This is a genomic window from Pseudomonas sp. DWP2-2 (genome assembly GCF_049897065.1).
In the GTDB taxonomy this organism is placed as follows: Bacteria; Pseudomonadota; Gammaproteobacteria; order Pseudomonadales; family Pseudomonadaceae; genus Aquipseudomonas; species Aquipseudomonas paracarnis.
In genome coordinates, this window is sequence record NZ_JAFCVN010000001.1 from 176295 (window position 1) to 181374 (window position 5080).

General features: G+C 62.1%; 3 protein-coding genes and 2 pseudogenes (1 of these 5 running past the window's edge). 3 read left to right on the forward strand and 2 right to left on the reverse strand.

Annotation, left to right across the window (positions count from 1 at the left end; translation table 11 throughout):
* The 3 genes and pseudogenes from ACP7CZ_RS00720 to ACP7CZ_RS00730 all read left to right on the forward strand — a co-directional run.
* Window positions 1-159: the 3' portion of a LuxR C-terminal-related transcriptional regulator gene (locus tag ACP7CZ_RS00720; RefSeq protein ID WP_426173521.1), read on the forward strand. The gene continues 642 nt to the left of window position 1, outside the view; only the last 159 of its 801 coding nucleotides appear in the window; its start codon lies off the left edge, out of view; its stop codon occupies window positions 157-159.
* A gap of 100 nt (window positions 160-259) precedes the next feature.
* Window positions 260-565, forward strand: a pseudogene (locus tag ACP7CZ_RS00725) (response regulator transcription factor); the annotation flags it as partial.
* A 100-nt stretch (window positions 566-665) separates the two neighbouring features.
* Window positions 666-971: pseudogene (locus ACP7CZ_RS00730) on the forward strand (helix-turn-helix domain-containing protein); the annotation flags it as partial.
* A gap of 119 nt (window positions 972-1090) precedes the next feature.
* Here ACP7CZ_RS00730 and ACP7CZ_RS00735 read toward each other — a convergent pair.
* Both ACP7CZ_RS00735 and macA read right to left on the reverse strand, forming a co-directional pair.
* Window positions 1091-3049 (reverse strand): MacB family efflux pump subunit, encoded by a 1959-nt coding sequence (locus ACP7CZ_RS00735; RefSeq protein WP_034127385.1) that lies wholly within the window; start codon window positions 3047-3049, stop codon window positions 1091-1093.
* Window positions 3050-3052: 3 nt separating this feature from the next.
* Window positions 3053-4204, reverse strand: coding sequence for a macrolide transporter subunit MacA (macA, locus tag ACP7CZ_RS00740; protein WP_072445987.1), 1152 nt, complete (start codon window positions 4202-4204; stop codon window positions 3053-3055).
* Window positions 4205-5080: the final 876 nt, after the last annotated feature.

A 5080-nucleotide genomic window follows, 5' to 3' on the forward strand; every position in this document is an offset into this window, starting at 1 on the left:
TGCGTAGGCCTGCTGGCCGGGCGCACCGCGCCGGAGTTGGCCGAGCAATTGGCGTTGAAGGTCAACACCATCGAGAGCTACCTCAAGCGTGCGGCGATCAAGTTGGGGATCAGCGGGCGGCATTCGTTGTTGCGGTGGATGTACTCGACCGAAGACTAAGATCGTTCTCACGCTCCGCGTGGGAATGGATCCCGTGACGCTCTGCGTCACCGTGGACGCAGAGCGTCCATGGCGGCGTTCCCACGCGGAGTGAGGGAACGATCAACACATCACCGCGCTGCAGCCATCGCTCCCGGACAGCCCGTGCGCAGTGCCTCAACCCCAGGGCATCGACACCTTGCGCCGACGCATCCAGGAGCACCTGCTGCAATCGGGGCTGACCTTGTCCAACCGTGAACTGGAAGTGTGCGTAGGCCTGCTGGCCGGGCGCACCGCGCCGGAGTTGGCCGAGCAATTGGCGTTGAAGGTCAACACTATCGAGAGCTACCTCAAGCGTGCGGCGATCAAGTTGGGGATCAGCGGACGGCACTCGTTGTTGCGGTGGATGTACTCGACCGAAGACTAAGATCGTTCCCACGCTCCGCGTGGGAATGGATCCCGTGACGCTCTGCGTCACTGTGGACGCAGAGCGTCCATGGCGGCGTTCCCACGCGGAGCGTGGGAACGATCAACACATCACCGCGCTGCAGCCCTCGCTCCCGGACAGCCCATGCGCAGTGCCTCAACCCCGGGGCATCGACACCTTGCGCCGACGCATCCAGGAGCGCCTGCTGCAATCGGAGCTGACCTTGTCCAACCGTGAACTGGAAGTGTGCGTAGGCCTGCTGGCCGGGCGCACCGCGCCGGAGTTGGCCGAGCAATTGGCGTTGAAGGTCAACACCATCGAGAGCTACCTCAAGCGTGCGGCGATCAAGTTGGGGATCAGCGGGCGGCACTCGTTGTTGCGGTGGATGTACTCGACCGAAGACTAAGATCGTTCCCACGCTCCGCGTGGGAATGGATCCCGTGACGCTCTGCGTCACCGTGGACGCAGAGCGTCCATGGCGGCGTTCCCACGCAGAGTGAGGGAACGATCAGCAGCTCCCTCAGGTCAGTCCCGGGCCAGTGCCTCTATGGGGTCCAACCGCGCCGCATTCCGCGCCGGTACAAAACCAAACACAATGCCGATCAACGTCGAACAGGCAAACGCGGTAATGATCGAGCCCACCGAAAACACCATCTCCCACTCCTTCACAAACAGCGAAAACAGGTAGCCGATGGCGTAGGACAAGGAGATCCCGATGATCCCGCCGATCAGGCACACCATCACCGCCTCCACTAGAAACTGTTGGCGAATATCCGATTGCCGCGCCCCCACCGCCATGCGAATCCCGATTTCACGGGTGCGCTCGGTGACCGACACCAGCATGATATTCATCACACCAATACCGCCCACCAGCAAAGAAATCACCGCAATCAATGACAGCAACAGCGCGAGGGAGCGGCTGGTTTTCTGCACCGTCTGCATGATGCTGTCGAGGTTGTTGGTAAAGAAATCCTTGGTGCCATGGCGTTGCAGCATGAGCTTATTGACGTTGTCTTCCACCACCTTGCTCGGCTGGCCGTCCTTGATGCGCACGGTGATGCTGTCCAGATGACGCTGGCCCAGCAGACGGCCCGCCGCGGTTTCGTATGGCACCCACACGTTCAGGGCCTTGCTGGCGGCGAACATGTTTTTATTGTCCGCCGTCACCCCGATCACCGTGCACGGCAGGTTGCCTATCAGGATCACCTGGCCCAGCGGGTCGATGTTGGGCCCGAACAGGCGCTGGCGGGTATTGTGGTCGATCACCACCACCTGGGCCTGGCGCCGCGCATCGCTTTCGCTGAAGGCAATGCCGGCTTCAAGCTTGAGGCCCTTGACCTTGAAGTAGCGGTCACTGACACCATTGACCTGTGCATCCACGTCGATGTTGCCAAAGCGCAGCATCAGGTTGCGGCCCACCACCGGCGTGGCGCTGTCGACGTAATACAGCTGGTTCAGCGCGTCCACATCCGAGGGCATCAGCGTCTGGATCGCCGAGGCTCGACTGTCGCCAAAGCTGGTGCCGGAAAAGATATCGATGGTGTTGCTGCCAATCGCCTGGATGTCCTTGAGCACATAGCGCTTGGCGCCTTCGCCGATGGCCGAGATCGACACCACCGAGGTGATGCCGATGACAATCCCGAGCATGGTCAGCAAGGTGCGCATGCGGTGGGAGATCAGCGCCACCCACGCCATGTTGAACGCTTCCTTGAACAGCCCCAGGCTCGCCACCAGGCGCCGCGCCCCGCTGCGTCGGGGCTCGACCGGCGCCTCGACGGGCAATTCCAGGCCGACGCTGTCGTTGGCCTTGTCGCTGATGATCTCGCCATCACACACCTCGACAATGCGCTGGGCGTTCGCCGCGACCTTGGGGTCGTGGGTGACGATAATCACCGTGTGCCCCGCCGCGTGCAGTTCGGCGAGGATGCGCATCACCTCCTTGCCGCTGTGGGTGTCGAGGGCGCCGGTGGGTTCGTCGGCCAGGATCACTTCACCGCCATTCATCAAGGCCCGCGCGATACTCACCCGCTGCTGTTGCCCGCCGGACAGCTGGCTGGGCCGATGGCTGGTGTGGCCCGACAGGCCCAGGCGTGCCAGCAATTCCCCGGCGCGGCTATGGCGCTGGCTTTGCGGGGTGCCGGCGTAGATCGCCGGCATCTCCACGTTGTGCAAAGCGCTCAGGTGCGCGAGCAAATGGTAACGCTGGAAGATAAACCCGAAGTAATCGCGCCGCAGCTCTGCCAGTTGCTCATCGCCCAGGGAGCGGGTTTCGATGCCATTGATCTTGTAGCTGCCGGCGGTGGCGTAATCCAGGCCACCGAGGATGTTCATCAGGGTCGATTTACCCGAACCGGAGGCGCCGATGATCGCCAGCATTTCCCCGGCATGGATGGTCAGGTCGATGCCCTTGAGCGCGATGAACTCACGCTCGCCGGCCATGAAGCTGCGGGTGATGCCCTTGAGTTCCAACAGAGGCTGGGTCATGACTCAACTCCCCGCCACGGCAGGTGTAGCATCACCGATCACCACGGTGTCGCCCTCGGCCAGGCCGTCCAGGATCTGCACCTTGACGTTGTTATTGATACCGGTCTTCACCGTGCGGGCGACCGCCTTGCCCTTGGCATCCAGCACCCGCACTTCGTAGCGGCCATCGGCATTGCGCACGCCCAGCGCCGCCACGGGCACCATCAGCGCGGCCTGGGCGGTGTCGAGCACGATGCGCACCTGGGCGGTCATGGCGATGCGCAGGCGGTGCTCTGGGTTGGGCACGTCGAACAACGCGTTGTAAAACACCGCGGTGTTTTGCTTCGGCGTGCCGGCGGTCTGGGTTTCCAGGAAGTTCTGCGGCGCCGGCTCGGTGCCGCGCAGCTTGGCGTAATAGCGCTTGTCCGCCTCGCCGAGAATGGTGAAGTACACCTGCTGGCCGGGGCTGATATGAATCACATCCGCTTCCGACACTTGGGCTTTGACGGTCATGGTGTCCAGGTCTGCCAGCTTGAGCAGCACGGGCGCCAACTGGCTGGCGATCACGGTCTGGCCTTCCTGGGTGACAATGCCCACCACGTCGCCGTCGATGGGCGCGTTGATGCGGGTATAGGCCAGGTTGACCTTGGCGGTGTCGATCTCGATGTGCGCGCTTTTGATCTGTGCGTCCAGGGACAGCAGGTTGGCCTGCTGCACCTGGTAGGTCGATTCGGCGTCTTCGAAATCCTGGCGTGACACCGACTCGTCGGCCTGCAAGCCTTTGTAGCGCTCATATACGGACCTGGCCTGCTTGAGCTGCGCGGCTGTCGCCCGGCGTTGGGCCTGGAGGTTTTCTTCATCGACCTGGGCTTTGCGCAGGGTGTTCTGCAGGATCAAGGGGTCGATTTCAGCCAGCCATTGGCCCTTCTTTACCTTGTCGCCGACTTTGACTTTCAGCGACTTGAGCTGGCCAGAGACCTGGGCGCCGACGTCGACTTGTTTGACGCCTTCGAGCAGGCCGGTGGCCAATACCGCGTTTTCGATATCGCCGCGTTCGGCGGTCGCGGTGAGGTATTGGGGGGCGTCGGCGGGGGCGTTTACGGTGTAGATGGCCAAGCCGATTGCGACGGCCACTGAAGCCAGAATGCCGATTTTGCGGAATTTAGACGTTTGCATGGTTGGCTTCTTGATTGAGTACAAATATGGTTGCGCGCTGACGCTGGCCTGGGTAAAGACCTGACAGCCGACCCCTGTCTACCTGACGCTCCTCGGTCCAAATGTGGGAGCTGGCTTGCCTGCGATGGCGGCCTTCTGGTCGACCATTTAGCTGGGTTGGAATGAGTACATATCCATTCCTGCGGTAACGGCCACCTAGGGTTCCGCTCTTACAGCGGCTCACTTTTGAAAAGCGCAAAAGTAAGCAAAACGCTCTTGCCCCACCACTCGGCACCTCGCTTAGGCTCGGTGTGCCCGTAATCCGCCAGTGATTTGGGGGGCCGCCGCCACGCGCCATCCATGGCGCGGGGCGGCTAAACCGGCATCCCTGCCGGTTTACCCCCCAAATCCCTGTCGAATTCCGGCCAGCGTGGTTTAACGGGGCGCCTAAGATCAAAAGCAGATCAAGATCAAAAGCCGCTCGCTTCGCATCGTGGTTACCGGGGGCAGGCTTGCCCCCAAATGTCTCACTGAGTTCACCCTCAAAAACCGGTCGGCTATAAGGCCGCCGCGCTCTGCTTTTGATCTGAAATCGCCCCGTTAAACCACGCTGGCCGAACGCGGGCTTTGCAGCGTGGGTAACCCGGCAGGACGCCGGGTTAGCCGCACTGGGCCAGGGATGGCCCATTGCGGCGGCCCACGCTGCAAAGCCTGCGTTCGGGCACACCGAGCCTGGGCGAGGTGCCGAGTGGTGGGGCGAAGGCCTTTTGGTTACTTTTGGGCCTTTCCAAAAGTGACCCGCTGTAAGAGCGGAACCATAAGTGGCCGTTACCGCAGGAACGGATATGTACGCAGCCCCCCCCCTGTTGCCCCCACATCTGGATCGGTGCACACCCC